At 60.0% G+C, this 26,074-nt stretch carries 21 protein-coding genes; 3 read left to right on the forward strand and 18 right to left on the reverse strand.

Annotation, left to right across the window (positions count from 1 at the left end):
• The first annotated feature begins 274 nt into the window (after nt 1-274).
• Nucleotides 275-2,908, forward strand: a complete 2,634-nt coding sequence (locus tag AC6H1L_RS12710) for a RelA/SpoT family protein (protein ID WP_497597862.1) — start codon at nt 275-277, stop codon at nt 2,906-2,908.
• Between the two features lie 603 nt (nt 2,909-3,511).
• Nucleotides 3,512-6,082: a RelA/SpoT family protein gene (locus AC6H1L_RS12715; protein WP_497597863.1), complete on the forward strand. Its 2,571-nt coding sequence runs from the start codon at nt 3,512-3,514 to the stop codon at nt 6,080-6,082.
• A gap of 183 nt (nt 6,083-6,265) precedes the next feature.
• On the opposite strand, the gene AC6H1L_RS12720 is transcribed toward AC6H1L_RS12715, so the two are convergent.
• From AC6H1L_RS12720 to der, 18 genes are all read right to left on the reverse strand, one after another.
• On the reverse strand, nt 6,266-7,744 hold the full coding sequence (locus AC6H1L_RS12720) for a helix-turn-helix transcriptional regulator (protein WP_497597864.1): 1,479 nt from the start codon (nt 7,742-7,744) through the stop codon (nt 6,266-6,268).
• Between the two features lie 216 nt (nt 7,745-7,960).
• The gene (locus tag AC6H1L_RS12725) at nt 7,961-8,803 is read right to left on the reverse strand and encodes a pseudouridine synthase (protein ID WP_497597865.1); all 843 of its coding nucleotides are present in this window, start codon (nt 8,801-8,803) and stop codon (nt 7,961-7,963) included.
• Nucleotides 8,800-10,041, reverse strand: coding sequence for a DUF2851 family protein (locus tag AC6H1L_RS12730; protein WP_497597866.1), 1,242 nt, complete (start codon nt 10,039-10,041; stop codon nt 8,800-8,802). The genes AC6H1L_RS12725 and AC6H1L_RS12730 overlap by 4 nt, the downstream gene beginning before the upstream one ends.
• 106 nt (nt 10,042-10,147) lie before the next feature.
• Nucleotides 10,148-12,109, reverse strand: a complete 1,962-nt coding sequence (locus AC6H1L_RS12735; RefSeq protein ID WP_497597867.1) for a hypothetical protein — start codon at nt 12,107-12,109, stop codon at nt 10,148-10,150.
• 567 nt (nt 12,110-12,676) lie between these two features.
• On the reverse strand, nt 12,677-13,171 hold the full coding sequence (locus AC6H1L_RS12740) for a DUF3054 domain-containing protein (RefSeq protein WP_497597868.1): 495 nt from the start codon (nt 13,169-13,171) through the stop codon (nt 12,677-12,679).
• Nucleotides 13,172-13,285: 114 nt separating this feature from the next.
• Nucleotides 13,286-13,432 carry a CcmD family protein gene (locus AC6H1L_RS12745; protein WP_497597869.1) on the reverse strand — a complete coding sequence of 49 codons (147 nt, stop codon included), beginning with the start codon at nt 13,430-13,432 and terminating at the stop codon, nt 13,286-13,288.
• A 104-nt stretch (nt 13,433-13,536) separates the two neighbouring features.
• Nucleotides 13,537-14,280, reverse strand: coding sequence for a cytochrome c biogenesis protein CcsA (gene ccsA / locus AC6H1L_RS12750; protein WP_497597870.1), 744 nt, complete (start codon nt 14,278-14,280; stop codon nt 13,537-13,539).
• A gap of 65 nt (nt 14,281-14,345) precedes the next feature.
• Nucleotides 14,346-15,029 (reverse strand): heme exporter protein CcmB, encoded by a 684-nt coding sequence (locus tag AC6H1L_RS12755; protein WP_497597871.1) that lies wholly within the window; start codon nt 15,027-15,029, stop codon nt 14,346-14,348.
• Nucleotide 15,030: 1 nt separating this feature from the next.
• Nucleotides 15,031-15,819, reverse strand: coding sequence for a heme ABC exporter ATP-binding protein CcmA (ccmA, locus tag AC6H1L_RS12760; RefSeq protein ID WP_497597872.1), 789 nt, complete (start codon nt 15,817-15,819; stop codon nt 15,031-15,033).
• 146 nt (nt 15,820-15,965) lie between these two features.
• Nucleotides 15,966-17,378 carry a carboxypeptidase-like regulatory domain-containing protein gene (locus AC6H1L_RS12765; RefSeq protein ID WP_497597873.1) on the reverse strand — a complete coding sequence of 471 codons (1,413 nt, stop codon included), beginning with the start codon at nt 17,376-17,378 and terminating at the stop codon, nt 15,966-15,968.
• Nucleotides 17,353-17,748, reverse strand: coding sequence for an SPASM domain-containing protein (locus AC6H1L_RS12770; protein ID WP_497597874.1), 396 nt, complete (start codon nt 17,746-17,748; stop codon nt 17,353-17,355). Before AC6H1L_RS12770 ends, AC6H1L_RS12765 begins: the two co-directional genes overlap by 26 nt.
• Nucleotides 17,748-18,317, reverse strand: a complete 570-nt coding sequence (locus tag AC6H1L_RS12775) for a cytochrome c-type biogenesis protein (protein WP_497597875.1) — start codon at nt 18,315-18,317, stop codon at nt 17,748-17,750. The genes AC6H1L_RS12770 and AC6H1L_RS12775 overlap by 1 nt, the downstream gene beginning before the upstream one ends.
• Complete coding sequence (locus AC6H1L_RS12780) at nt 18,314-20,494, reverse strand: heme lyase CcmF/NrfE family subunit (RefSeq protein WP_497597876.1); 2,181 nt, start codon at nt 20,492-20,494, stop codon at nt 18,314-18,316. The genes AC6H1L_RS12775 and AC6H1L_RS12780 overlap by 4 nt, the downstream gene beginning before the upstream one ends.
• 132 nt (nt 20,495-20,626) lie before the next feature.
• Entirely contained in the window at nt 20,627-21,091 is a 465-nt protein-coding gene (locus tag AC6H1L_RS12785) for a cytochrome c maturation protein CcmE (RefSeq protein WP_497597877.1), read from the reverse strand.
• Between the two features lie 227 nt (nt 21,092-21,318).
• On the reverse strand, nt 21,319-21,804 hold the full coding sequence (locus AC6H1L_RS12790) for a CopD family protein (protein ID WP_497597878.1): 486 nt from the start codon (nt 21,802-21,804) through the stop codon (nt 21,319-21,321).
• 119 nt (nt 21,805-21,923) lie between these two features.
• Complete coding sequence (locus AC6H1L_RS12795; RefSeq protein WP_497597879.1) at nt 21,924-22,571, reverse strand: TlpA family protein disulfide reductase; 648 nt, start codon at nt 22,569-22,571, stop codon at nt 21,924-21,926.
• Between the two features lie 355 nt (nt 22,572-22,926).
• Nucleotides 22,927-23,490 carry a type 1 glutamine amidotransferase domain-containing protein gene (locus AC6H1L_RS12800; protein ID WP_497597880.1) on the reverse strand — a complete coding sequence of 188 codons (564 nt, stop codon included), beginning with the start codon at nt 23,488-23,490 and terminating at the stop codon, nt 22,927-22,929.
• Nucleotides 23,491-23,760: 270 nt separating this feature from the next.
• The gene (gene der / locus AC6H1L_RS12805) at nt 23,761-25,188 is read right to left on the reverse strand and encodes a ribosome biogenesis GTPase Der (protein ID WP_497597881.1); all 1,428 of its coding nucleotides are present in this window, start codon (nt 25,186-25,188) and stop codon (nt 23,761-23,763) included.
• A 340-nt stretch (nt 25,189-25,528) separates the two neighbouring features.
• On the opposite strand from der, the gene AC6H1L_RS12810 reads away from it, so the two are divergent.
• Complete coding sequence (locus AC6H1L_RS12810; protein ID WP_497597882.1) at nt 25,529-26,005, forward strand: Clp protease N-terminal domain-containing protein; 477 nt, start codon at nt 25,529-25,531, stop codon at nt 26,003-26,005.
• The last annotated feature ends 69 nt before the right edge of the window (nt 26,006-26,074 follow it).

Raw genomic sequence — 26,074 nt, forward strand, 5'->3', positions numbered from 1 at the left:
TTGTGGCACGCGCTCGTGTGAGGGAAGGTGATCCCGGAACGTAGGAATCATTAGAATAAGAAGTATCTGCTTCACGGACAAGACCAAGGTCTGTTCTTGGCCTTGTCTCTTTCTTTTCTTCGTTCGTTGGCGCTCGCCGTCGACTGCTTGACAGTAATGCCTCGCACCTTATAATTACAAGGTAATGCACAGGCAGGTGTCTAACATTTCTCAACGGCCAGCTAGATTTGTTGAACAGTATAGGCATCATAGGCAGAGGATTGGGTACCCAGATATGAACTCACGTGAACACAATGGAAGCCGGCATGAGGCGGGTACCCTAACGGGGCCAGAGGGAACTGATGGCCGGCCCGTGGCCTCGGTGGTTTCCCCGGATATGAGCGTGGACACCGACACGATCATTACTGCAGCCTCGGAGGCCGCCAGCCAGAATCAGGTTCGGCAAGAGCGGCGGCAGCGAACCTGGACGGTGATTTATCCGTATCAGCCCTCCGATGGGCATCTGGAGGGCAATGCCCTTGAGCAACTGCTGGCGGAAACGCGGGCTTATCTCTCGCCGCAGGATGTCGAGAAGATCGAGCGGGCCTATGAGCTGGCAAATCGGGCGCACATGGGAGTACGGCGCCGCTCGGGTGAGCCGTATATTCAGCATCCATTGGCGGTTGCGCTGATCCTCACACAGATGCGCATCGACGCCGATGGTATTGTGGCCGCTTTACTGCACGATGTGGTGGAAGATAGCGACTATACGCTAGAGGAGGTGCAGGCCCAGTTCGGCCCGGCGGTCGCCACGATCGTCGATGGGGTGACCAAGTTCGATGCCCTGGCTGGCAAGTCGGGGGCCAGCTCGGGAGCGCGTACGTCCGCTTCCGAGTCCGCGCACACGGAAGAGGCCGCACGCGACCTCAAGAGCCGTTTGCGCTCCGAGACGGTGCGCAAGATGCTGCTGGCTATGGCCGAAGATCCCCGCGTGGTTGTCATTAAGCTGGCCGATCGCCTGCATAATATGCGGACGCTGGGCGCCATGCCGCCCGCCAAGCAGCAGATCATTGCTCGCGAAACCAGCGAGATCTATGCCCCGCTGGCGCGGCGTCTGGGCATGGGCCTGGTGCAGGCTGAGCTGGAAGACCTGGCTTTTTATTATCTGGAGCCAGAGCGCTATATGCGCCTGGCGCGTGAGGTTGAAGAGGAGCGACGCAAACGCCAACCGTATGTCGACGCCGTCTGCAGCGCCATTGAGGAGGAGATGCGTCGCGCCGAAATTCAGGCCGAGGTGCTGGCCTGGCAGAAACATCTGGCCAGTATCAACCGTAAGTTGTTGCAGAGCGGTGGCGAGGTCAGTCAGTTGCATGATCTGGTCTCGTTCCGTATCCTGGTCAATAGCGATCACGATTGTTATCTGGCTCTCGGTCATATCCATGCGCTCTGGCGCCCAAAGGATGGCCGCATCAAGGACTACATCGCGACCCCGAAAGTCAACGGCTACCAGTCCCTCCATACTACGGTCTTCTGCCTCGATGATCGCCTCGCTGAAATCCAGATCCGCACCCATGAGATGCAACGTACGGCGGACTATGGGATCGCCAGCTATTGGTATCTGCGCGAGCGCGGCGGCTCCCGCCTTTCGTATCGGGAGATGATCGCCTGGATCGAGCAGCTCCGTGAGTGGCAGCGTGAGCTACCCCAGAGCGCCGATGATTTCATAGAAGCCGTGAAGGGGGATATCTTTCAGGAGCAAATTTTTGTTTTTACTCCCAAAGGCGAAATTAAGGATCTCCCTCGCGGGTCAACGCCGGTTGATATGGCCTATCGCATCCATACGGATATTGGCGACCACTGCGCGGGTGCCCGCATCATTACCAGTCTGGGCGATAGCGAGCGTTTGGTGACGCGCCTGGTTCCGCTGGACTACGAGCTGAAGAGCGGTGAGATTGTTGACATTGTGACCAATCAGGCCATCCATCCTACGCGCGACTGGCTCTCTTTCGTGCGTACAGCCAATGCGCGTACCAAGATCAAGCGTTACCTGAAGAACCACGAGCGGGAGATCAATCTGCAGCTTGGGCGCGAACGGCTCGACCTGGCCCTGAAGGCAGCGGGTGCTGCGGGCCTGGAGGCCTTGCGCGATGAGGACCTGCTGCCGCTGGCGAATGCGCGCAAGTATCAGTCAATTGAGGCTCTCTATGTGGCTCTGGGACGCGGTGATCTGCCAGTAGAGGATCTGGTCGAGCAGTTGCTACCGGTCTTGCGCGAGCGTGGGGCCTTACAGAAGGCGGAGGCTCCTACGGGCCACTCTCATCCTGAGCTGCCAGCCCCTGCCACTGGTCCCGCCCTCAATGGGCATCGCTCGCCTACAGCAGGGACGGAGACACACACTGGCGAAAAGCAGCCTGTTCCCGGGGTGGCTACTCGCCTCGCCCAATGTTGTTGTCCCCTTCCGGGGGACGCGATAGCTGGTTTTCTCAGTCCGAATAAGGGCCTGATTGTTCATCGGCAGGATTGCCGTACGCTACAGCGCTTCCGCGAGCGCGTCAAAGGGCGCATCTTTGATCTGGATTGGTCGCAGGTTAAGACACAGTCTTACCTGGCTCCGATTACGATTGTGGCCCGCGATCGGGCTGGCCTGCTGCGCGATGTAGCGGCGGTGGTCAGCGATGCGGGCATCAACATGACTGCCGTCTCCTCTACTACGAATCCTGCTCTCCAGAAGGCTGTGATTACAGCCACAATGGAGATCCAGTCGGTGGACCAGATTGAGCGCATTTTCAAGCGTCTGCTGCAGGTAAAGAGCGTTGTCAGCGTGCGGCGCAATCTGGGCCATCGAGCCGGCCAGAGTAGCAAGGTCAGCAGTCGCGCGGGCGATGAAGGAATGTTCTCGGATTCGCCTGGATGCTCCAGTGGCAAGTAACTGTCAGCGAGAGAGAAAACGCAGATGGGATTCCGCGCGGCGCTGGCGGCGGCCTGGCCTTTCCTGGAGCCGGTGGGGCGCAGTGGGCAGTGTAGGAGGTGGCGACGTTGATCAGCCTCGTCTCCGCTCTGCGCCCGCTGAGATTGCTGACTGGTAGTTCTCCCTCCTCGCTTCGAGAGTGATGGGCTGGCTATAACCCTTTCCTGGCGCGATAGCTACTGGTGCCTGTCGCTGGGGAAGGGGTACATTGTATTAGCCTCGGTGGTACTCTTTACCCTGGGCTTATTCGGAGGCCATGCTCTTAGCTGGATCGGTCAACCTCGCTTTGAGAGCGCACTGCAAGGCGCTTCCTCTGGATCAACGCTTGCCAGAGCAGCTAGACAAGGCTATCTGCAAGGTCTATAATCTGAAAGGATGTACTGCTAGAACCTGTGGCACTATAGGCCCGGGATGCTGCCCGGTGGAAGTGAAGGAGCACATTGGCGGAAAAGGAAGGTGGCAGGGCCTCTAATGATTCTTGCGAAGCTACCCTGAAACAGCGATACGTGAATCTGCATAGGGCCAAATCCTGCAGTTTTCTGCATGAAATATAGAAATGTGCATATGGTCGAGATGACGATCGAGCACGAGTCAGACCGACAATTGGGAGAGCGCTCATCCGTGTTTGCGGCGGGAACACGGGGGGAGGCGGAGGCCGGCGGAGGTCTGACCACTGCCGTTGGAGAGAAACCCCCCGACGAGCGTGTGGCTGAAGTCTTGCTGGCGCGCGTCCAGGAATATATGTCCCCTACTGAAATTGAGCAGGTACAGCGCGCTTTGCGTCTGGCTCAGGAGCATTGTCGTGGCGTGAGGGGGAAGCGCGCCCTTCCTCCTCTGGAGCACGCGTTAGGGGTGGCCTTGATCCTGGCTGAGATGCGCATTGACGCTATCGGCGTTGCCGCGGGGCTGATCTTCGAGGCAGTTGATGCCGAGTTGCTCTCGTTGGAGCGCGTTACTGAGGAGCTGGGTCGCGCGGTGGCGCGTGTGGTGAACAGCATGCTGCGCCTCAATATTCTGGAGCGCAAGAAGCAGGTGGGGGCGCAGTTGTTGCCAGCGGGCCGCTCTGAGGTTGAGAGCAGCCGTGAGAGCCGGAAGCGGCGCAATCGGGATGCGCTGCAGCATCAGCAGGCGGAGACGGTGCGCAAGATGTTCCTGGCCATGTCGGATGATCCGCGGGTGGTGCTGCTGAAGCTGGCCTATCGCCTGCATGCCATGCGTATGTTGCGCGATCCCGCCTTCCAGTACGATCCCCAGGAGCGTCTGACGATGGCCAGAGAGACGCGCGAGATTTATGCTCCGTTGGCGGGTCGCCTGGGGATGTCGCGGGTGGAGTGCGAGCTTGAGGACCTGGCCTTTGAGATTCTGCAACCGGCGCAATACGCCTGGGTTCGCGATCAGATGGAGGCCGAGAAAAAGCAGTGGGGGGCCTATGTAGAGAAGGTCTGTGAAATTCTGCGCCGCGAGATGGCTTCTATCGGCCTCAAGCGTGTGGAGGTCTCTGGTCGCATTAAGCACCTTTTCAGCTTCTACAAGAAGATCCTGCGGGCTGCTGGTCTGCCTACGCAGCCGAGCCTGCTGGGTACTGAGAGCCTGGAGGATCTCAAGCGTGGCCTGGATCTGAATCAGATCCATGATGTGATTGCTTTCCGCATTCTGGTTGAGACGACTCAGGATTGCTATCTGGCGCTGGGTCATATCCACAGTCTCTGGAAGCCCAAGGAGGGCCGCATTAAGGACTATATTGCGAATCCCAAGCCGAATGGCTATCAGGCTCTCCATACGACGGTCTTTTGCCTGGACGATCAGTTGGTAGAGATTCAGATTCGCACCTTTGAGATGCATCAGATCGCCGAGTATGGCGTGGCCATGCACTGGCACTATAAGGATGTGGGAGACCACGCCTCTCCTTCGGCTAAGGAGTTGTTGACCTGGTTGCGCCAGTTGGCCGAGTGGCAGCGTGAGCTGCGGGCTTCTCAGAGCGGTGAGCCAGAGTTGCCGGAAACGTCGCGCAATGATCCCTTCTCGGAGCAGATCTTTGTCTTTACGCCTAAAGGGGAGGTCAAGGATCTGCCCGTCGGTTCGACTCCGATCGATTTCGCCTATCGCATCCATAGCGAGATCGGTAATCATTGCGCCGGCGCTCGCATCATTACTGAGATCGGCGATGGTGAGGGTGAGCGGTTGGTGGCGCGCATGGTCCCGCTGGACTATGAGCTGAAGAATGGGGAGATCGTCGATATTACAACGAGCCGCACGGCTCATCCAAGTCGCGACTGGCTCAATTTTGCGCGCACAGCGACAGCTCGCAGCCATATTCGCCGCTATCTGAAGGCCCACGAGCGCGATATCAATATCCAGATCGGGCGCGAGCGCCTGGATCGCGAGCTGAAAGCTCTCGGCGTCCGTGGACTGGAGGCGCTGACAGAGGATCTGCAGGATCGTCTCCTGGAGGAATATAATGCTCAGCGCGAGCAGCGTGAGCCGCGCCTCTCTTCCTTTGAGGATCTGCTGGCCGCCATTGGCAGCGATAAGGTCCGTCAGCACTGGGTGGCGGTGCGCCTGGGCGAGTATCTGCAGGTCCGCGAGCGCGAGCGCGAGAATCGTGAGAACGGTGCTCATCAGGAGGAGGAGCCGCTGCTAGCTGCAAGCAGCAGTAAGGAGGCGCCGGCGGTCAGCCTCTGCGTCGATGGGGTCACGGGGTTGCTGACACGCCTGGCGAATTGTTGCTGTCCTCTGCCAGGCGATGCCATTGTGGGCTTTATCAGCCGCGGTCGCGGCGTGATTGTGCATCGCGCTGATTGTCCTAATATTGCCCGCTATCGCGAGCATAACGGCGAGCGCCTGATCACGGTAAGCTGGGCCGGTGTGGAACAGTCACACTATCTGGCGCCGATCGTGATGACGGCGCGCGACCGCCCGGGCCTGATGCGCGATATCGCCAGCGCAATCGCCGAGCTGGGCATCAATATGGCCGCTTTGTCTACCCGCACGCACGGTTCGCGTGAGTTGGCGGTGATCAACGCTACTCTGGAAATCGAGAGCCTGGAGCAGCTCCAGCGCGTCATTGCTCGCCTCGAACGGGTAAAGGATGTACTGCAGGTGGGACGCGATTTGAAACGCAATCGCAGACGCTAGGGTAGGGTGGCTGTCTGCCTCGCTCGCTCTCCCCATCCCCGGTTTCTCAAGCATTTTGCTTGCCATCGCTGCACTTTTGTTGGTCAAAAACTGATATCGCTTCCTTTATCCCCTGATCATCTCTTTGACCTCCCCTGGTGGGTGGAAGCAAGGCCGAGGAGCTAGCTGGGGAGGCCAGGATAGTCATTCTAGCCAATGGAGCCGTAGAGCGTTGGCCACGGCCTGGATACGATTGCGGGCCTTCAGCTTGCGCATGAGGCCTTGGATGTGGGCGTTAACGCCGTCGACGCTCAGTGAGAGCTGCTGAGCGATGGCCCGACTGCTAGCGCCGCTGCTGAGTAGCTGTAGAATCTCGCGCTCGCGTGGAGTGAGCGGCGAGGTGGCGAGGTCCAGTGAAAAGCTGGCTTCGATGCGGGTGCCCTGCTGGGGCGCGCTCTGGATTGTCAGACGACCGCCGGCCCGTTGGACGCGCTCACGCATGAAGTATAGTCCAAGTTGAGGCTGTAGAGCGTGCTCGCGTTGTTCCGGCAGGAAGCCCCTCCCGTTGTCTTCGATGCTGACTACGAGCGCCTTCTTTTGCTGCCGGATGCTGACCCTCACGCGACTGGCTTGAGCGTGCTTGCGTACGTTGTTCAGAGCCTCTTGTATTATGTGGAATACTGTCGGCTCCAGGAAATGTGGTATGGCAAGCGGCTGTTCCTGATCTACTTCCAGGGTTATAGCCGGCTCTGCGCGCTTGAAGTCCGCTAGCAGGGAGCGCAGGGCAGGCTCAAAGCCGATTTCGCCTGGTGGGGCGGGTGCCAGGGTGGCAATGGTTTCGCGCAGGCGCTCCAGGCTCTGGCGCAGTTGCTGCTGAGCTGCATTCAGCACCCGTTGAGCCTCTTCCGGCTGATTCGCTGGCAGCAGCGTGCTGGCGGCTTCCAGTTGGTGCAGGATGTGGGCTAATTCCTGAGCCAGACCGTCATGGAGGGTGTGGGCAAGGCGGGCCCGCTCTTCTTCGATGGTTGGTTCTGAGTAGAAAGTTTTGATCGCTGTGGATGCCCTTGCTACGGCATCTCTGCGGCGTCTCGACGCGCTGCTCTCGCTCACTTGTTCGGAGACGCTGACAGCGCGTGTGGCTGGCTGAGGCAGAGTGCTCGCGAGCAGCCACAGGCAGAGGTGAAAGAGGGTGCTTGCAAGAAGGGTCGAAGGATCAACGGACTGGGCTGCTCGTTGCCTGCTCTGCCTGGGAGCGAAGCAGAGAACAAGCAGGCCGCTCGCGGGTTGAGGGCCGTGGCCGAGGCCGAGCGGACAGAGTAGCAGCCGCTCGGTGTCACTCGTCCAGTAGTGCTCTTCGGGCAGGGCCTGCTTTGCTCGCTGGAGCGATGAGATAAGGCGCGCTTCGCTCTGGAGGGCGGCGGTGCCAAAGAGACCGTTCAGCGCTATGGAGGTGGGAACGTCGAGAGGGGGCCGACTGGCCTTGTGGGGAGCAGGCCGTGTCGGCAGATGGCCGCTGCTCGCCACTAGGCGCAAGCATTGGGCTTCTTGCTCGATCAAAAACAGCAGGCCGCGCCGGGCAGCGCTCCCTTTGCGGAGAAAGTCAAGTAGTCGATGCCGCCTGTCTTCCGCGGGCGAGCCTTGGAGGCGTGCGGTGATCCGTAACAGCCTCTCCACTGTGAGCATAGGAGATCTCTCTTGGCTAGAGCTAAGGTGCAGAGCAAGGGCGTTTGCTGCACGGTTGGGCCAGTGTGATCACTGTCTCAGCCTGCTGTGCTCTTGCTCTTACCATACCCAGGGGATAGAAGCTATGTCTTCCTATGTTAAGAGGAAGCCTCTGCCGCGAACAGCGGGTAGTCCCTCCCTGGGGCAGTGCAGGCGATTAGGGCGCTGCTGGGAGGGTCAGGGATCAGGGGGACAACCTGGTTGCGGCCTGGCTCCTCTGCTGGGAGCTGCCGGAGGTTGCATTGGGCTAGAGAGGGCGGTCCGCTTCGTCTGGGCGCGCAGTGCGGCAATTTCGTCTCTGGTCAGCGGGCGCCAGGCGCCAGGCGCCAGGTCGCCCAGCGTCAGAGGGCCAATCGCTACCCGGTGCAGAGCGATGACGGGATGACCAAGGCTGGCGAGCATGCGCCGAATCTGGCGTTTCCGTCCCTCGTGCAGGCGCAGCTCCAGCCAGGTGCCGCCGGTAGTGCGCCCTAGCTGCTGGACGCCGACAGGGGCGGTGCGGTAGAGGCGGCCATCATCCTCCTGAATAACTACCCCCTGACGTAGCCGCTCCAGGGTCCCGAGAGCAGGATGTCCTTGCACAAGTGCGTGATAGCGTTTCTCGGGCGAGAAGCGCGGATGTGTCATGTGCAGCGCAAACTCACCGTCATTGGTGAGGAGCAGCAAACCTGTGGTCTCCCGGTCGAGTCGTCCCACAGGGTAAAGCCGCTGACGGCGCAGGTCCGCTGGCAGTAGATCCAGGACTGTGGGCCGTCCCTGGGGATCGCTCACGGTGCTGACGTAGCCTGCTGGCTTGTGGAGCATGAGGTAGAGATGACCTGATGCCTGCGCCTGGACCGGCTGGCCATCGACGGTGACGGCATCACGTTCGGGATCAATGCGTGTCGCCGGCGTGGTCACGGTCTGACCATTGACCTGTACGCGCCCACTGAAGATGAGGGCCTCAGCCCGCCGGCGTGAGGCAACGCCTGCATGGGCCAAAAAGCGGGCAAGGCGCTCTTTACCTGGCGATGTAGTCATAGCAGCTTCTTTCCTGCCATGCAGATGCCGCAATGTTTAGAGCGGCATGTTTCCTGATAGATATAGTGTAATCCCTGTTGCTGACAGGCAAGTCGCGGCTCGCTGGGGAGCAGGAGCTGACGCGACATGGCGCGCGTGATCTGGTTAGACGGCAGTGCTGGATAGCTGTGATAGAGTTGCCGGGCTTGCTTAGCCAGGGCCTCATTGCCCTCGATCAGGGCGACGGCGTAGGCAAAGGGCAGAATCACATTGCAGACCAGAATATCGCTGCGGGCCTTGCTCAATGGCGCCAGTGCTGCTCTCAACTCGGTACAGGCGCCTCGGGCCGTCTCAGCGCTCAGAGCCGGCCTTAGCGTTGCCCAGGCCCCCATCGCCGACCAGCGAGCTATCAGCCGACCAAGGGTCTGGAGGCGAGCCGCGTCCAATGGGGGCGGGCCTGGCGAGCGTCCCTCCGGCTCGGGCAGCTCATTCGTGAGGCCGAGCAGACGCTGACCGCAGGCGCGGAAAAAGCGTCGATCGCGCCCATACCCCAGGCCCTCGGCCAAAGCTATAATCAGGCAGACGTCGTAAGCGGAGAATGGGGCACGAGCTTCTGTCTGCCGCACGGCTGCCACAAAATGGGCGGCTTTCTCCTCAAAGCGCAAGGTACCAGCCAATGTCAGCAGGCGAGACCTCTCTCCCGGCGTCATCTGGGGCCAGAGACGCTGACAAGGCCAGCGCCCCGGCGAGCCGTCAGTGACCAGCGGAAACAGGGAGAGATCAGCGGGCGTGATCACCGCATCGTAGAGAGAGCAGACCAGGAGAGGGCTACCGTCCTGATGGAGCGGAGGCCGAGTCTGATCGCAGATCAGCACCACATGCAGGATCACACTGTTATAGCGGGCATCGTTGTGGTGGCCATGTGCCTGCCAGTCGCTGGCACGGACGTGTAATTCAACATCGCCGACCAGCTCCTGTGTCCCATCGTGCAAAACGGCATCGCGCACATCTGGCCCACAGCGACCACCGGGTCGCCCCGGAAAGAGCAGGAGCAGGGAGCCGCCAGAATTCAGGGAAAGCAAGCTCCCAGGCTGGAGCGCCCACCAACGACGTGCCACCTCATCCTCATTCAGATTGCTGCTCGCCCTAATAGGCCGGCTCTCGGCTACCACCTGTTGGCCGGGTGTGCCGCTCGCCAGCTCCAGAGACCTGGCCCCCCGCGCTCCCGGCTGCCTCTCACCTTCTACCCTGGCATCCATAATAACTAACCCTACCTCAGTTTCCTTTCCTTCCTTACCGGGACGGGACCGACTGGCTTCCGGAGGGAGGCCCAGGGCCGCCAGTGTGCCGGTCCTCACCCTTCGCTCAGCCCGCCTCGGCTTCAGCTCGCTGCGACTCAGCCGGTGTCTGAACGGCTTCGGCGCTGGTCCCGGGAGCAGCGTTCTGGTTCTCAGCCTGCTCTGAGGTCTCGGAGACAGGTTCCTGCTCGTGCCCGGCTTCCCCGCCAGGTGTCAGCGTGGTACTCTCCTCCTGTGAGGCTTCGGGCGCCTGCTGAATCGGAGAGTCCGTAGCCGCTGGCATGACTTCCTCCTCTGAGATTTCCGAGCTAGTGGGAGCCTCAGAGGGAGGAGCGATTGCTATGCTAGCAGAAGCGGCCTGCGAGGAGCCTGCTGCCTGGGCGTGACTCTCCTCTGCGCTATCTCCTCTCTCCTCGGCCTCCAGAGCGTCAGGCGTTGCTTGGCTGGACTCTTCTGCTGTTTTCTCTTGGGCCACCGTCGGAGGGTCGATCTTCTCTGTTCCGTTCGCCGGATCTCGTTGCCCCTCCTCGTTATCCTGTTGACTGGGTGAGGCTGGATCAGCCTGCTCCGCCTCGGACCCAGAGGCCTCCTCTGGTTGACCGGCCCCTTGCTCGGGGGCGCTCGCGCTCAGACCTGGCCGAGTTGACCTTAGCTCGCCTGATGGTTCTGCTTCTTCAGCCGAGCCGGTGATCACCGCTGACTCGCTCGACTCACTGGAAGAGTCCCGCGCTTCTTCCTGGCCCTGAGCTGACAGGCTGGTCGAGTCGTTCTCGATGGCAGCGCCTGCAGGCGCGCTAAGTGCCTGTGCCCAACGCTCAACCGCGCGAGCCGTTGTTTGGGCCACCTCCGCGGCATGGTTTGCCTGGGCTACTGCCTGCTCAACCTCTGCCAGCTCCTGCACCAGATGCCGGCCAGATGGGAGCTGTTCAAGGCGAGCCGCAGCCAGAGCGGCGCGCTCGATCGCCAGCCTGGCGGCCTCCTCAGCCGCTTCCGCCGCAGCGCGCGCCTCCCGTACCAGCTCAGCGGGCGAAGCAGGCAGCAGTGAAGAGGCGAGCACAGCGGGCGTCATCGGCGAGAAAGCTGCTTCTTCTTCTTCACTCTCAACTCCTTCCGGCAACTCTGGAGGCTCGTCAAAGCCGTACAGAGCCGCCTGTGGCGACCGCTCGGCTGCCTGCGAGGCGGGGCGCGCACCCCTTGAAGGGAAGGCCGGCTGATTGTCTGGCTCTTCCCTGGCGATCAAGATGCCGGCCTCTTCCGCCGTAGAGTGCCTATCTGGCTCGCTCTGCGAAGCTGGCGCCGAGCTGGAAGCGCTCGCGCTCGCGCCCAACTGGTTCACCCAGTCCGGTTCACGCTGTTCTGCAAGCTTCGCGGCGTCCCGCTCAAAGACCGGCCAAATGGGGCCTTCCGACTCAGGAGCAGTCGGAGTCTGCTCGCTGGGACTAACAGAGGTTTCTTCTGCTGTCATCAAAGATGACTGAGAAGAGAGGCCGGATCGCTCCCAGCTTGCCCGTAGCTGCTCCTCACGGCGTCCCTCCTCAAGAAGGAGGTTAGTCAATGCCTGCAGCTCGCTGATCATTGGGTTTCCGCTAGCGACCTGGCTGGCCTCCGCAGAAGCATCTTGTGTGACTGTGTCTGCCGGAATCGAGGGAGCGGCAAGCGAGGCAGCTCCCTGGTGAGCTGTCTCTTGCTTTTCCTCTTCTGGCACTGCGGGAAGCGCGCTCTTGCTCTCATGGGAACTCAAGGCAGGCTCGTCTACAGACCTCGCAACGGGCGCCCGTCTGGTCAGCGATTCCAGGGTCTGAAGCTGCTGACGAACCAGCGAGAGTCGTTCTTCAAGGCGCTGCAGGCGAGCAGTGCGCTTCTCCAGCCGGGCCTGAGCCCGATTCAAACGCTCGACCGCCTTTGCTCGCGCTGTCTGAGCCTTCTGCAGTCGTTGAAGCAGGCGACGCTCACGCTTGCGCAGCTTCTTTGTGAGATCGGCCAGAGCCTCCTGTGGCTCTGCCTCGTGGTCAGATGGCACCTGCGTCATGGCGCTCTTCTCCCCTCTTGTCTCAGCCTGCTGACTGCCGCTGGATAAAAACAGGCGAATGAGCGAACGCCCCTGCGTCCTCGGCCTTGTCCTGGCTAGACTGACGCTGATCGAGAAACCCGCCGCTGTCTCTGGGGGCAACTCATCCAGCTCTCTACCCACGGGAGTGGGCCATCAATCTGCCTACCTCGCTGCCATCTGTCTCCCTCAGCGTGCTGCACTCGCGGCGCGACCGCGGCGGCTGGTAAAGGGGGTCGCTGGCCGGACTCCTCTCCTGTCCGCGCCTCAGCCTGAGTCGGGCCAGGGTCAGCATGCAGTTGTCGGCTAACGAATCAGTGAGTGAAGAATGCCCCCACTCTCCTTTCGGAGAGGATAGCGTATCGTCTCCAAGATTGCAATAGAGGCCTTCTGAAAGCCGCTGGGCTGGTAAATCTGGGGGAGAGCTGGACGAGACAGGCTTGAAAAAGCTCCCTAGGCAACAGAGCAGAGGAGAGCAAGCGAGCGCACAAGCGACCGAGAGATACAAATCGCTGTTATCTCCACCGCCTGGTCAGCCCCTGCTGGCGGCTAATGAAGACCACGGGCCCGCCCGCTCCGGTACCAGGCGAATGGCCAACGCCAGACCATCAGGAGCACCAGAACAGTGAAGAAGACCACCAGCGAGAAGGTCAGGAAGGCATCAATCGGTACAGGATGCAGACGCTCAACGAAGAGCCAGCGCATGCCCATCGCCACCGGCCAGGAGACAATCCAGGCGCGCAGCGTATAGAAGGTCATAAGGCGCGTGCTCGTCTCCAGCTTCCGGCGGTAAACCCCCAACCAGGGAGCGACCAGGAACCACCCTAACATGAAAGGCAAGGCCACCTGCACGATCTGGGAGAGGAGTGCCCCACCGTTCAGTTCGTGATGACTCGTCAAACCCACGAAGGCGAAGAGCAGAAAAACGAGTATATCCCCCACCACCAGATTGGCTACGTAGCCCGGCGTCGTCTTGAGCGGCGCGGGAGACGACGCTGAGGGCTGCTGGCCAGGCTCTTCAAGATTTCTCTCAGTTGCTGCCATACTCTGTTTCTCCTGAACAAACAATCTATCTATTCCGGCTTGCCATAGAGAGGCAAGAGCTAGAGTTTGGGGATAGCAAGGCCAAAAGCTCTCTCTGACTGATGAGCGCGCCGGCTATTCCTGCCGCGCCTCGCGCTCGTGTACCAGCTCCTCGACCGCCGCCAACTCCGTGCGCACGGCGCGAATCCGCAAGGAGACGAAAGCCAGATAGGCGAATAGCCCGGCCCATACAAGAGCATAGGCAATGACCATATATATCATTGAGCGGTACCTCCTCGTCACTTTCACTCACTCTTGATCAAGAGGGCAGCGACTCATGGGTTTGCTGGCAGCAATACCATACGCAGCGCTAGCGCTCCCCTCCCCTAGTCGACGGCCTGCAGGCGAGCCCGTAGCCGCCAGGTCAGGTGTTGGAGGCGCACCATCTGATAGAGCTGGATCAGAAGGGCGCCGTAGAAAAGCGTAAAGCTGGCCAGAGCCAGCATCAGAACCAGGACGACAGAGGGCGGCAAAGCGCCAGGAGTGCCGATCTCCGCGGCCGGATGGAGAGTACGCCACCAGTTCACTGACTCGTAGATAATCGGAACGTCGATGACACCGAGGATCGCTAGCACGGCGCCGGCGCGCGCACTCGTGGCTGTTTTACCGAGATAGCTGCGCAGCATCAGATAAGCGATATAGAGGAACCACAGAATTAAGCTCGTCGTCAAACGGGCATCCCAGGTCCACCAGGTTCCCCAAGTCGCGCGGCCCCACAGCGAGCCGGTCACCAGCGTCAGCGTCGTAAAGACCGCACCGGCCTCCGCCGCAGCCAGCGCCAGCCAGTCCCAACGTTCATCTTCGCGCCACAGATAGACAACTCCCCCCAACGCTACCAGCACGAATGAGAGCATGGCTAACCAGGCGACCGGTACATGAAAGTAGAAAATGCGTTGAGAAAGTCCCTCAATCGCATCGGTGGGAGCGTAGAGAAAGATCGCCCAGATAGAAATCATCATGCCCACGAAAGCCAGAGCATTAAGCAGCAGCGACACGAGGGGCAAAGATGGCCTCTTCGGCGACGCAGCAGCCTCACCCCGGGCCGAGTCTATCTTATTGATCACAGCCATACCTTCATGTTCCTCCTGCGGGCTGCTGGCCCGCCATCCCTCATCACCAGCTTATCAAGCTTCATTTACTCCTCAAGCACATAGGAGCAAGTCAAGAGCGACAGACTCAAGAAGATCACATCAAAGGCAGTCAGCAACCCCAGCCAGGGCGGCTCAGCGGGCGCGGCCAGCATAAGCGCCCCTGTAGCTCGCACCGCGGCAATTACGACGGGTACGATCAGCGGAAAGACCAGCAGAGGCAGCAGCAGCTCACGAGCGCGCGTGACGGCGCTCATGGCTGAAAAAAGGGTGCCAATGATAGCCACGCCGAGCGTTCCAAGCAGCACGATCGGAAGCAGCTCGCCGCTGAGAAGAGGAACCGAGAAGAGAGCCGAGAAGATGGGCAGCGCGACCAGCTCGACCACGCCGATAAAGAGCAGGTTGCCGAGCAGCTTCGCCAGATAGATAGCACGGCGATCCACCGGGCAGAGCAGCAGGCGATCCAATGACCCCTCGCGCTCAGCGGCGATAGTACGGCCCAAGCCGAGCAGGCTGGCGAAGACAAAAGCCACCCAGAGTGCTCCGGGAGCCACTGCGGCTCGGTTCTCGACGCGCAGATCAAAGGCGAAATTGAAAATGACAAAAACGAGCAGGGCGAAGAGACCCATGCCCAGCCAGGTTTGCTTACTGCGCAACTCATAACGGATATCTTTGCCGAGAATGGCCAGGACCTGGCTCCAAAAAAGGCGCAGAGCGCTTAGCCTGTTCATCTCAACCAACGACCTCCTGATAGGCGCGGCGTACCTGCGCAAGCTCCAGGTTAGCCACGGTCTCCTGATAGACGATGCGTCCCCCTTTGAGCATCACCAGCCGGTCTGCCTGCTGGAAAGCAAATTCGGGCCGGTGGGTAGTCAAAATCAAGGCCCCACCCTGAGCGATATGCTCGGCCAGCAACGTAGCCAGGAGAGCGGTACCTGCCTCATCCAGTCCGGTTTCGGCCTCATCGAGCAGCAGCAGGCGTGGCTCATGCAGCAGAGCGCGAGCCAGAGCCAGCCGTTGCACCTGGCCACGTGAGAGCGAGCTGACACGCTCATGCGCACGGCGAGCCAGCCCAACCCGCTCTAACAGCGAGAAGGCGCGTTGGCGTCCCTTTGTCACCCCGTACATGCGAGCGAAAAAGAGCAGGTTTTCCAGAGCTGTCAGCTCCTCATAGAGATAAGGCTGATGAGCTACAAAACCGACCAGCCGTCGCACCTCCTGAGCATCGTGGACGCAGTCGAAGCCGGCCACCAGAGCACGGCCTGCCGTGGGACGTGTCAGACAAGCCAGCACGCGCAACAGGGTCGTTTTACCTGCCCCGTTGGCGCCCAGTAAAGCGAGCCGCTCACCTGCTTGCAGACTCAAGTCAATGCCGCGGAGCACTGGGCGAAAAGCGAAACTCTTGCTCAGTCGCTGGATCTCTACCAGGGGCCGCCCAGCCCCTAACTGAGATAGCCTTTCCCTACGCGCCTGATCAAGCTCTGGCTTTCTCGCCTGCTCATTGCTGCCACTATCTGTCATCCTGCTCCTCTGCTCCGCCTCTCTCTATCCCTCTGGCGGTGTCTGCTCTCTGCGCCTGGCTGGCCGGATCACCGTGCTCTACCGTACGTGACGCAGCGTGAAATCCAGCCAGCCCAGATCTTCCGTTCGTGCAAGCTCTTTTCGGCTCAGCTTTTCTCTGACCGGCGTTTACCAGTCGCAGATGAGCGCGCACTCTCAACGGCCTGCTGTTCCTTGGCCCCCTTGCGACTCTCCTTTTCTTGCTCAAGGCTCATCAGAACGCGCAGGCGCTCTTTAATACGCGCACGCTCCTCTGTATATTCTGCCTTCTTGAGGCGCCCCTCCTCGAAGGCCTTGTCGAGCTCCAGTAACTGACGCAGCAGCCGATCTTGTTCATCGCTCTCAGGGGCGGCCTTTCCGCGGGAGCGCGTTGCTGCTGGCTCCGAACGTGCCGCAGCAGTGTGTTTCTGGGCCTGCGGGCGACCGCGACCCTTGCCCTCGCGCCAACGCTGGACGAGATGGTAGAGAAGCGAGGACAAGACGATGATCACCAGCATCACCAGCACGCCGCTAACAATCCAGACCCAAGTTGGGACCAGCATCAAGCTGCTGCCTTGACTCTGGTTGTTGCTCAGTGGCAGGCCCTGCAGCTTAATATGCACCTGGTCACCGTTGCGGAAATTCTGATTCTGTAGCAGCAGATAAGGATGATTATTCGCCGTCATCAATCCCTTGGAGGGCAACGCGCCCGAGCTGGCCTGCAGGGCGGGCGGTGTTAAGACCGAGAGCTGAACCGTCGGGTAGAAGAAAGTATAGGCAAAATCATAGCTGCTGCTCTGATATGGTACCTCGAACGAGAAAGAAAATTGGGTCTCTCCCGGTGGCACCGCTGCATCGCAGGCGAAGCCGCCGGCAACCTGAACGGCCTCTACACCGTTAAAACCCTGGGCCAGAGCTACATTGCGCGCTCCCTGGGGCAGCGAAAAGAGCAGAGCATTGGGGCGTCCCTGACCGGCGTTCAGCGACCCGACATAGGTCGTTTTCCCGACGTTCTGGAAAAAGTAAATCTCCGAGACGCTGAATGTCCCCTTACTGGCGTCAGGCTCGTGCACCAGAATCGTCGCCTGCACGACTGCCACATTCGCACTGCTGCTGCTGGCATCGTAAACCGTTAGCTCAATCTGCTGTACTGCTTGCTTGCTAAGATCGATGAGATCTGAGACATACTGAGCGCCCTGATAGCGGGTGTAAACCGCATACTTGACCGTACTGGCCGTTGACAGGCCGGTGAAGACAAAGGCGCCCTGACTATCGGTCTTGCGCGTCGTCAGATCGCGTGCTGACCCATCCTGCGCCATTTGCAGAGTCACACTTTGACCCGCGACCGGTGCCTGATCATGCGTTCCATTCACCAGATGGCCGCGAATCGTGCCCGTGCCAGCTCCACTGGCTGCCCGGGCCGAAGCAGCGGGGGACAGCAGCCAGAGCAAGGCAAAGAAAGCTAGCAGCGAAAAGGCAGCAGCCGAGGAACAGCGGCCAGGAGCAGGCCCACCACTAGACACCATTGCTTCTTCCGGCATCTTCCTCCCTCAACAGGCGCAAGCGCTCTTCAATCAAGGCATCCAGTTCCTTTTCACGTGAATGACGCTCCTTGATAGCCAGTAACGCACGCCGTAGATAGCGCTCCCGCAAGGAGCGATAATCAGTTTCCGTCAAGTTACCAAGTTGATACTCTAACTCGACTTCATGGAGAGCAGCCCGCGCCGCCGACTCTTCCTCAGAAGGCCCCGGGCCTGGCATTGTCGCCGAAAGCGAGTTCCAACCTTCTTCAGCAGCGAGGCCAGCCTGATGCTCGGCTGGGCGCACCAGTGGATAAAGCACCAGAGCCAGGGCCAACAGCCCTAATGGAATAGTCAGCAGGAGAGCCAGCGGCGAACCAGGAAAGATCATCAAGACCCCCTCTGTGTCGGTAACGGCTGGAACAACGGATCATCTGCGGACAGCTCGGCCTCCAACTCGGCGCGATAGCGCTCCAGCTCCTCATCAGGCACTGGATCGACGAGAGCCGACCCGGCCTCAGCCTCCACTGTCTCAGACTGAGCCTGACGATGTTGACGCCACTCGCGTAAGACGAAACCGATAAGCACGGCTCCCCCTAAGAGGATGGCCGGCGGAATCAGCCAGACCAGCAAACTGAAGCCCTGGCGAGGCGGATTCCAAAGAATGGTCTCCCCGTAGCGATCTACGAAGTACTGAATCACCTGCTGCTCTGAGCGGCCCTCCTGCAGCTGCTGGCGAATAACAGCGCGCATCTGCTGAGCCAGCTCTGAGGGCGAATCCTGCACTGACTCACCCTGGCAAACCGGGCAGCGGAGCTGAGAGGCCACCTCAGCTACTCGCTGATCCAGCGTGGTTGCCCTTGGATGAGAGAGATAGACAAGCCACCAGACCAGGGCGATGGTCGCGACAAGCAGCAAGGCGAGTGCGGGAACAAGCGCTTGCCGCGGTAGCCGTTTCATTGACTCGCCTCCCCCCCACGCTCTCCCGCCAGGTCCGACGAGCCTGACAGGAACGGCGTCGTAGCGCGCTCAACAACCTGGGCTGAGACCACAGCCTGCCTCTCCTTAGCGCTGCTGGCCTCAGCAACGGGCCCGCCTGGAGCCGTCGCTGCCTGGGCGAGCGACCTCCCTGGTGCCTCAGTCCCCTTGCCCTCGACAGCGGCAGGCGAAGGAGCCAGGCGGCTGAAGCGGACCCGTGCAGGAGGCTCGGGCCACCAGCAAACCACACCGCCCAAGATCATGACCAAACCGCCCAGCCAGACCAGGACCGTTAGCGGATTCACATAGATGTGGACGGTCGCCTGCGCGGCCCCCTGCCAGTCTTCCAGGAAAACGTAGAGATCCGTCAGCCCATAGGTCGTAATCGAAATCATGCTCGCCGGCTGATCGCTGAAGTTGTGATAGATCTGGCGCCCGGGATAGATATAGCGTAAAAGCTGACCATGCTGCCAGATCTGGAACTGAGCCATCACCACATCCTTCTCAGGATAGAAATTCTCAATATTGCCCAGATAGACCAGCTGATAGCCAGCGATACTCACCTGCTGACCAGGCTTGAGCGTAGCATCGCTCTGCTGCTGGAAGAAGTGCGAGCCAATGACCCCCACGGCCAAGATCAACAAGCCCAGATGGACCAGGTAGCCGCCATAGCGACGGCGATAGCGTGCGAAAAGCATGAGCAGCGCACGCAGATACGGCTCTCCGTGGCGATGGCGCACGCGCACCCCGCGCCAAAGCTCATACAGAATCGCACAGCCGGTAAAGCTGCAGACCGAGAAAGCCACATTAGCCCACAGCGACGGTACCCCAAGCAAAGGCAAAATGGCAGCGCAGAGAGCCGCCAGCAGCGCCGGAGGACCGGCATTGCGACGCAGCGCCTGCAAGGAAGTACGGCGCCAGGCCAGCAACGGCCCAATGCCCATAGCCAACAAGAGCAGCAAGAAGAGCGGGCCAGTCACCTGATTATAAAAAGGCGCCCCGACGCTCATCTCCTCATGGCGCACAGCCGCCGAAATCAGAGGGAAGAGAGTTCCCCAGAGTGTCGCAAAGGCAATCCCGACCAGCAGCAAATTATTCACCAGAAAGATCCCCTCGCGGGAGACCACTGAGTCAAATTCCTGTTCAGCGCGCAGGCGAGGCAGACGGAAAAAGAAGAGGCCCAGACTAAAGATAATGATCAGCGCCAGGAAGGCCAGGAAATAGGAGCCGATCGTCGAATACGCGAAAGAATGGACCGAACTAATAATACCGCTGCGCACCTCGAAGGTGCCGAAAATCGACAAAGCGAAGGAAGCGATCACCAGCGCCAGATTCCAGACCTTCAGCATGCCGCGGCGCTCCTGGACCATTGTCGAATGCAAGAAAGCCGTTGCCGTCAACCAGGGCAACAGCGCCGCATTCTCCACCGGGTCCCAGCCCCAGTAGCCGCCCCACCCGAGCACATGATAGGCCCACCAGGCCCCCATCAACAACCCGGCGCTCTGGATGGTCCAGGCCGCCAACATCCAGCGTCGGAGCGCCCGCAGCCACTCACTATCAAGCCGCCCTGTAATCATCGCCGCCACAGCAAACGCGAACGGCAGCGAAAAGCTCATATAACCCATCAACAGCAGCGGCGGATGCAGCAACATGCCCGGGTCCATCAGCAGCGGGTTCAGGCCCACGCCATCGGCAGGCGGATGAGCGAGACGCACAAAGGGACTGGAGACGGTCGCCAGCATCAACAAGAAGAAGGTCTCGATAGCCATCAGCGTGGCCAGAACATACGGAACCAGCGCTGCGGGTGCGCGGCGGGAGGTCAGCACGAAGAGGGCGGAGAACAGGGCCAACATCAAAGCCCAGTAGAGCAGTGAACCCTCCTGACCGCCGTAGAAAGCCGCCGTCACATAATACCAGGGCATACTGAGGCTGGAATGCTGCGCCACATAGCTCACGCCGAAGTCGTGCAGCAGAAAAGAGGCCACCAGGGCCGCTGAGGCCAATATCAGGAAAGCCGCGACCACCAGCGTCGCCCGTCGAGCGCTTGCAACCAACGCCTCATTCTGCCGCCAGGCCCCAGCCACCGCCGCCACCGGTGTATAGATTGCGAAAAGCAGCGCCAACAGAATAGCGCTCGCGCCCAGATCAGAAACGTACACAGCTCTCTTCTCCCTCAAAAACACTCCCACAGTGGGGCAGTTGCTCCATCAGCAAGCTGCGCCTATAGCAGGCAGAGAAGGCAGAGATCAGCCGAGAACGAAAACCAAGCAGAGCTACAGCGCGGTCCCGGTTCAACTACTGCCAGATGTTGGTGTTGCGGCCTGGAACTTCGACGGGCACTTTGCCAGCAAAGTCTGGGCCTCGAAGGCGCCCTGACCACGATAATAGCCCTCAACTACTACCTGAATGCCCGCGCGAAAAATATCAGGAACCACGCCGCTATAAACGACCGGCAGCGACTGCCGATTGTCAGTAATCACAAAGCTCAGCGTCTGGTCGTGGCGCGCGATCGAGCCGGGTTGTACCACGCCCATGACCCGTACCGCCTGACTGCTGCAGGTCGTACAGTGCTTTAACTCGGAGATCGTCATATAATAGACAGCGCTAGAACGCGTATTCGCCACAATCAAATAGATGACAGCAGCGGCGATCGCCAGACCAGCGATCAGCAGACCAGCCGGTAAGCGCCGGCGCTTAGGCGCTGGCGTCTGAACAGTATCTTTCTCAGTCTGAGTAGAAACCACAGCCGACTGCACGAAGGGAACCTCCACACAGCTGGAAAGCGAGCCTGGTCCACAGGCAGGCTCGCGCTTCACTCGCCTTCATAATTACCCGCTCATTGAACTGCGGCACCCGCTCCCTGTCTCTCTGCGGTCCTCACTCCGCCTCACCTACCTCTGGCAATCGGAGCCCAGCAGCGTGATCACTGCCAGCAGAGCAGACAGCCAACCGAGCCAGCCGATCCCTCGACTCTGCAGGCCAGCTAATGGCCTATCCCTGTCAGGCTGGCCTCGAACAGCATATTGAGCAGAGCGCCGAGGGCAAAGACTAGCACGCCTAGGGCCAACATCAAGCGAGGAGCGACCTGAGCAAAGCGCGACGAGCGGCGAGCCAACCGGCGAATCGGGCTCTGTCCCAGATAAAAAGCCAGAGCGAACAGACCCAAAGCCAGAGTAATTTTCAAGCCCAGCGTCAGCAAATAAGGCAGACCGAGGCGCGTCTCCGTCAGGCGATCCACTGTTAAAAAGGCCCCACTCACCAACAGCAAGCCGACACAGCCATTGACCAGGCGCCTGAAACGCGCGGCTATTTTAGCAGCCAACTCAGGCGCAGGAGCCAGACGCAGAGCCGGCTGCACGACCAATAAATACATTGCACTACCGCCAATCCAGGCAGCGGCGGCCAGGGTATGTGTCACCCGCATCAGCAGCAGCAGCGCCTGTGGCAGCAGCGCCAGCAGCCAATCCATAGCCAGCCCCTTTCAGCCTCGTAGGCCACCGTCCCGTTTTCCCTTCCCTGCCTGAGTAGAACGCTCATGCTTTCTTCAAAAGCTGGCTCTGCATAGCACAGCTCTCTGACCTTCTAATCTCAATGACTCAGCAATTTCAGGCCCTGCTCTAAGAGCTGGACTGTCAGCTCACCCTCATGCCAGCCCACGATCTTGCCCGTGCGATCGATAAAGATCGTCGTGGGGAGATTGGCCACACCGTAGCTGATAGCTGTCGCTCCGCTGCTATCGCTGACATTCGTATAAGTGATCCCGTGCCCTTGCAAGAAGCTGAGCGCATCGTTGCGATTGTCCTGGAAATCGAGGCCTAGAAAGACGATACCCTGACCCTGGACGCGTTGCCAGGTAGCCTGAAGGACTGGAGCCTCGCGCTGGCACGGCTCGCAAGAGGACTGCCAGACATTCAAGACAATCGCCTGTCCCTTAAAATCGGAGAGAGCGACCGAACTATGAGACCCGGCACCAGGAGCCAGCAAAGGCAGACGGAAATCCGGCGCCATCTTTCCTACCATTGGACCGCTGAAACCCGCGGGAGCTGTCTGACTATTTGTGCTGTTCTGTCCCGGTGCGGGTGTCAACAACTGCGACCACAGCACGGCCAGCAGCGCCACATTGAGCAGGCTCACGATCACAAAGATCGCAATGCTGCGTCTCCGCCTGCGCCGTGCTTGGGCCAGCTCGCTAGCCAGCGCGGTGCTCTCGTTGGCCGGTAGCGTTTCAGTGCTCATCGGTGCCCTGTTCGTTTTGCGTGCAAGATGATGCCAGGCTAGATTATGAGGGTGCTGCCTGATAGCGGGCTTGCAATCGTTGACCCATACCTTACAATAGCCTGAATATCGGTGGCTGTCAAACAAGCGAGCCTGAGCAAGGAGCGGCGGGCAGGCCTCCAGTGCGCGCCTCTCTGCTGACGGGCAGAGAGCACTATCAGCCGGTCAGCCGGCCAACAAAAAGGTACCTGCAAGAGCAGCGCTGCTGACCTTGGACTCTCCAGCGCTGCTCTCCAGGCACCTCATCCCTCGCCGGCCAGACCAGACCAGATCAGGAGTTCGGTCCTAGTCTGCCTTCGGGCTGCACCGCGCGAACTTAGCCACGGGCGCTCACCCGGCTCTGAGCAAACAGCTCGACCATTGCCCGATTGAAAGCGGGCAGATCGCGAGGGCTGCGGCTACTCACCCAGTTGCGATCACGCACAACCTCCTGATCCACCCAGTTGCCGCCGGCGTTGCGGATATCGTCCTGGATCGTATGGTAGCTTGTTAAGGTGCGTCCCCGTACTAAGCCAGCGGAGACCAACAACCAGGGGCCATGACAGATGACCGCAATAGGCTTGCCGGCAGCGTCAAGACGCCGTACAAACTCCTGGGCCTCACGCTGGACGCGCAGGGCATCGGCATTCAAAGCCCCGCCCGGCAAAAGGACCGCATCAAACTCGTCTGGATTGGCCTGTTGTAGCGTCAGATCGACCGGGAAGCTGTCACCCTTCTCAACATGATTCACTCCCTGGATCTGACCGGCCTTTGGCGCCACAATGGCTGTGCGGGCCCCAGCCTCTTCCAGCGCCTTCCTCGGCTCGCTCAGCTCAACCTGCTCAAAGTAATCCGTTGCCAGAATAGCCACGCGCATACCCTGGAGATTCGTCCCTTGCATCGATCGCAACCTCCTTCGCAAAGGGCAACAAACAACACAGACAACGATCGTCAAAGCAGCGTGTCCCATTCCACCTAGGTGCTTCCTCCACCCACAGGTACACGCACTGCCCCCCATATAAGGAGACTCTGCTATTGGAGGCCGGCGAGAAGAGTATATAAGTGAGATGCGTACCAACGGACATCAGTGGCTCAAGCAGGCAGCAAGACAGGCAAGCGATGAAAGCAAACCCCAATCTATGGAGCAGCCTGAACAGAGCCTGGCTTGAGCCTAGCCCAAGCGTGGTAGCTCCACCTTCGAACGGGCACGGAAAATCATCCGGATTCCCGTTCCGGCGAAGCCGAACGCTTCGCGGAGACGGTTTTCCAGGTAGCGCTCGTAGCTAAAATGGAGGTAATCCGGGTTGTTCACGAAGAAGACGAACGTTGGCGGATTCACCTGAGCCTGAGTAGCATAGAAGATCTTGAGCTGGTGCCCGTGAACCGTTGTCGGATGATGCCGGCGGATCGCCTCCTGAACGACCTCATTGAGGCGCGCCGTGGGGATGCGCACGTAGCGGGTGTCCGCGATCTCGATGGCCTTACGCAGCAGCGACTGAACATGATAGCCAGTTTTTGCTGAAGCAAAGACCACCGGGGCATACGGAATAAACTTGAGACCCGCGCTCAGAATCTTGCGGTACTCTTCGGCTTCAGCGATTTCCCTGGCCAGGCTGAGAGGCTCTCCCCGGCGTGCGGCCCGGCGCTGCTCCTGGACAATATCCCACTTATTCACAACAACGATAATGCCCTTAGCCTGCTCATGAACATAGCCCGCGATATGCGTATCCTGAGCCGCCAATCCCTCGACAGCATCGATCAAGAGGAAAGCCACATCGCAGCGGTCAATGGCCCGCATCGAGCGCATCACGCTATACTTCTCGATACCCGGCTCAATACGCCCGCGCCGCCGGATGCCGGCGGTATCGATGAGCACCAGCTTACGATCTTCAAAGAGCAGCTCGGTATCGATCATATCGCGCGTGGTGCCGGGCACCTCACTCACAATGGCGCGCTCGTAGCCCAGAATACGGTTAAGCAGCGACGACTTACCGACGTTCGGGCGCCCGACGATCGCGATGCGAACCTGCTCGGTTTCGTCCTCCTCGGCCTGCTCTTCAGGGCTTTCTGGCGGCAAAGACTCGACGATCTTGTCAAGGAGATCGCCGGTGCCCAGGCCGTGCAAAGCGGAGATATCGATCGGTTCGCCCAGGCCCAGCGCATAGAACTCTGGAGCGTGCTGGCGCTGCCTGTCGTTATCAGCCTTATTGGCGGCCAGAATCACCGGCTTGTTGGTGCGGCGCAGGAGGGCGGCCACCTCCTCATCAGCGGGAGTGACGCCTGTGCGCACATCGACCATAAAGACAATCACATCGGCCTCTTCGATGGCCAGGCGCACCTGAGCGCGCACGTGATCCATCAAATCGCCGCTGACCCCGCTTAAACCAACCTGGCCCGGAGGAGCGGCCTCACCAAGGGCCAGGCCGCCAGTGTCAATCAGCGTAAACGTTCGCCCGTTCCACTCTGTATCTCCATAGAGGCGGTCGCGCGTTGTCCCTGGCAGATCCTCGACAATGGCGCGCCGCTCACCGATCATGCGATTGAAAAACGTGGATTTGCCGACATTCGGTCGGCCTACAATGGCGACAAGTGGCTTCATAGCCCCTACCACCCCTTTCTTGCGATCCCGCAAAGTAGTGAGTAAGAGAAAAAACAGCCTGGGTTTGATTATAACACAAACTCAGACACCCTTTGAATCCCTGTTTTTCTGCACGGCATTATGCTGCAACGCTCATCAGGAGATGCTATAATGTAGAAGCTGGTCGCCTATCTGACGCGTTCAATGCGCCGAAAAGGCATTGAAAAGCTGATGAGAGCAGTGCGTCAGAAAAGGCCAGGCCGGCGCAAGTGAAAGCGGCAGGCCGTACATACAGGCAAGAGCGGAGCGCGGTTCGCGGCAGCGCACCCGCTTGCTCCCTGGCAACGAAGGTAGGAAAAACATGATCAAGTCCCATTCCCACTACTTTACCAGCAGCGCAAGGAACATCTTCAAAGAAGCGCAACAAGCTGCAGAAAGATTCGAGCAGACATACATTGCGCCGGAGCATTTCCTTGTCGGACTGGCGAGCGGTGAGGCAACCAATGCCTCCAGGCTGCTGAATAAGCTAGAGGTAGAGCCGCAGCGGTTGAGGGAGGCTGCGGAACAAGCGATTGCCGAGCAACTGGCCGCCCATCCTGACAGTCAGAGGCAATGGCTTGGCCTGACTGACGAGGCCAAACAGGCTGTTGAGTGGGCGGTCGACGAGGCACATCAGGAGCAACTAAGCTCTGTTGGCAGCGAGCATCTCCTCCTGGCGCTCCTGCGTCAGCATGGAACCCTGGCGAGCGAGGTTCTAGAGAAGCTCGGGATCAGTCTGGAGGCCGGGCGCGCCCAGCTCCAGCGTCTGCGCCAGGGAGGGCATCTGTCGGAGCCCTAAGCGACGCGGCGAGACTGGCAGGATCGAGGCGGCGGTTGATTGTCGCCTGAGCCGGTGACTGCGCCTGAA

The organism is Thermogemmatispora argillosa (assembly GCF_059696725.1).

Bases quoted from the DNA above. Each gene is read 5' to 3' on its own strand.
- AC6H1L_RS12710 (WP_497597862.1), top strand. From the start codon at position 275: ATGAACTCACGTGAACACAATGGAAGCCGGCATGAGGCGGGTACCCTA.
- AC6H1L_RS12715 (WP_497597863.1), top strand. From the start codon at position 3,512: ATGGTCGAGATGACGATCGAGCACGAGTCAGACCGACAATTGGGAGAG.
- AC6H1L_RS12720 (WP_497597864.1), bottom strand. From the start codon at position 7,744: ATGCTCACAGTGGAGAGGCTGTTACGGATCACCGCACGCCTCCAAGGC.
- AC6H1L_RS12725 (WP_497597865.1), bottom strand. From the start codon at position 8,803: ATGACTACATCGCCAGGTAAAGAGCGCCTTGCCCGCTTTTTGGCCCAT.
- AC6H1L_RS12730 (WP_497597866.1), bottom strand. From the start codon at position 10,041: ATGGATGCCAGGGTAGAAGGTGAGAGGCAGCCGGGAGCGCGGGGGGCC.
- AC6H1L_RS12735 (WP_497597867.1), bottom strand. From the start codon at position 12,109: ATGACGCAGGTGCCATCTGACCACGAGGCAGAGCCACAGGAGGCTCTG.
- AC6H1L_RS12740 (WP_497597868.1), bottom strand. From the start codon at position 13,171: ATGGCAGCAACTGAGAGAAATCTTGAAGAGCCTGGCCAGCAGCCCTCA.
- AC6H1L_RS12745 (WP_497597869.1), bottom strand. From the start codon at position 13,432: ATGATATATATGGTCATTGCCTATGCTCTTGTATGGGCCGGGCTATTC.
- ccsA (WP_497597870.1), bottom strand. From the start codon at position 14,280: ATGGCTGTGATCAATAAGATAGACTCGGCCCGGGGTGAGGCTGCTGCG.
- AC6H1L_RS12755 (WP_497597871.1), bottom strand. From the start codon at position 15,029: ATGAACAGGCTAAGCGCTCTGCGCCTTTTTTGGAGCCAGGTCCTGGCC.
- ccmA (WP_497597872.1), bottom strand. From the start codon at position 15,819: ATGACAGATAGTGGCAGCAATGAGCAGGCGAGAAAGCCAGAGCTTGAT.
- AC6H1L_RS12765 (WP_497597873.1), bottom strand. From the start codon at position 17,378: ATGCCGGAAGAAGCAATGGTGTCTAGTGGTGGGCCTGCTCCTGGCCGC.
- AC6H1L_RS12770 (WP_497597874.1), bottom strand. From the start codon at position 17,748: ATGATCTTTCCTGGTTCGCCGCTGGCTCTCCTGCTGACTATTCCATTA.
- AC6H1L_RS12775 (WP_497597875.1), bottom strand. From the start codon at position 18,317: ATGAAACGGCTACCGCGGCAAGCGCTTGTTCCCGCACTCGCCTTGCTG.
- AC6H1L_RS12790 (WP_497597878.1), bottom strand. From the start codon at position 21,804: ATGGATTGGCTGCTGGCGCTGCTGCCACAGGCGCTGCTGCTGCTGATG.
- AC6H1L_RS12795 (WP_497597879.1), bottom strand. From the start codon at position 22,571: ATGAGCACTGAAACGCTACCGGCCAACGAGAGCACCGCGCTGGCTAGC.
- AC6H1L_RS12800 (WP_497597880.1), bottom strand. From the start codon at position 23,490: ATGCAAGGGACGAATCTCCAGGGTATGCGCGTGGCTATTCTGGCAACG.
- der (WP_497597881.1), bottom strand. From the start codon at position 25,188: ATGAAGCCACTTGTCGCCATTGTAGGCCGACCGAATGTCGGCAAATCC.
- AC6H1L_RS12810 (WP_497597882.1), top strand. From the start codon at position 25,529: ATGATCAAGTCCCATTCCCACTACTTTACCAGCAGCGCAAGGAACATC.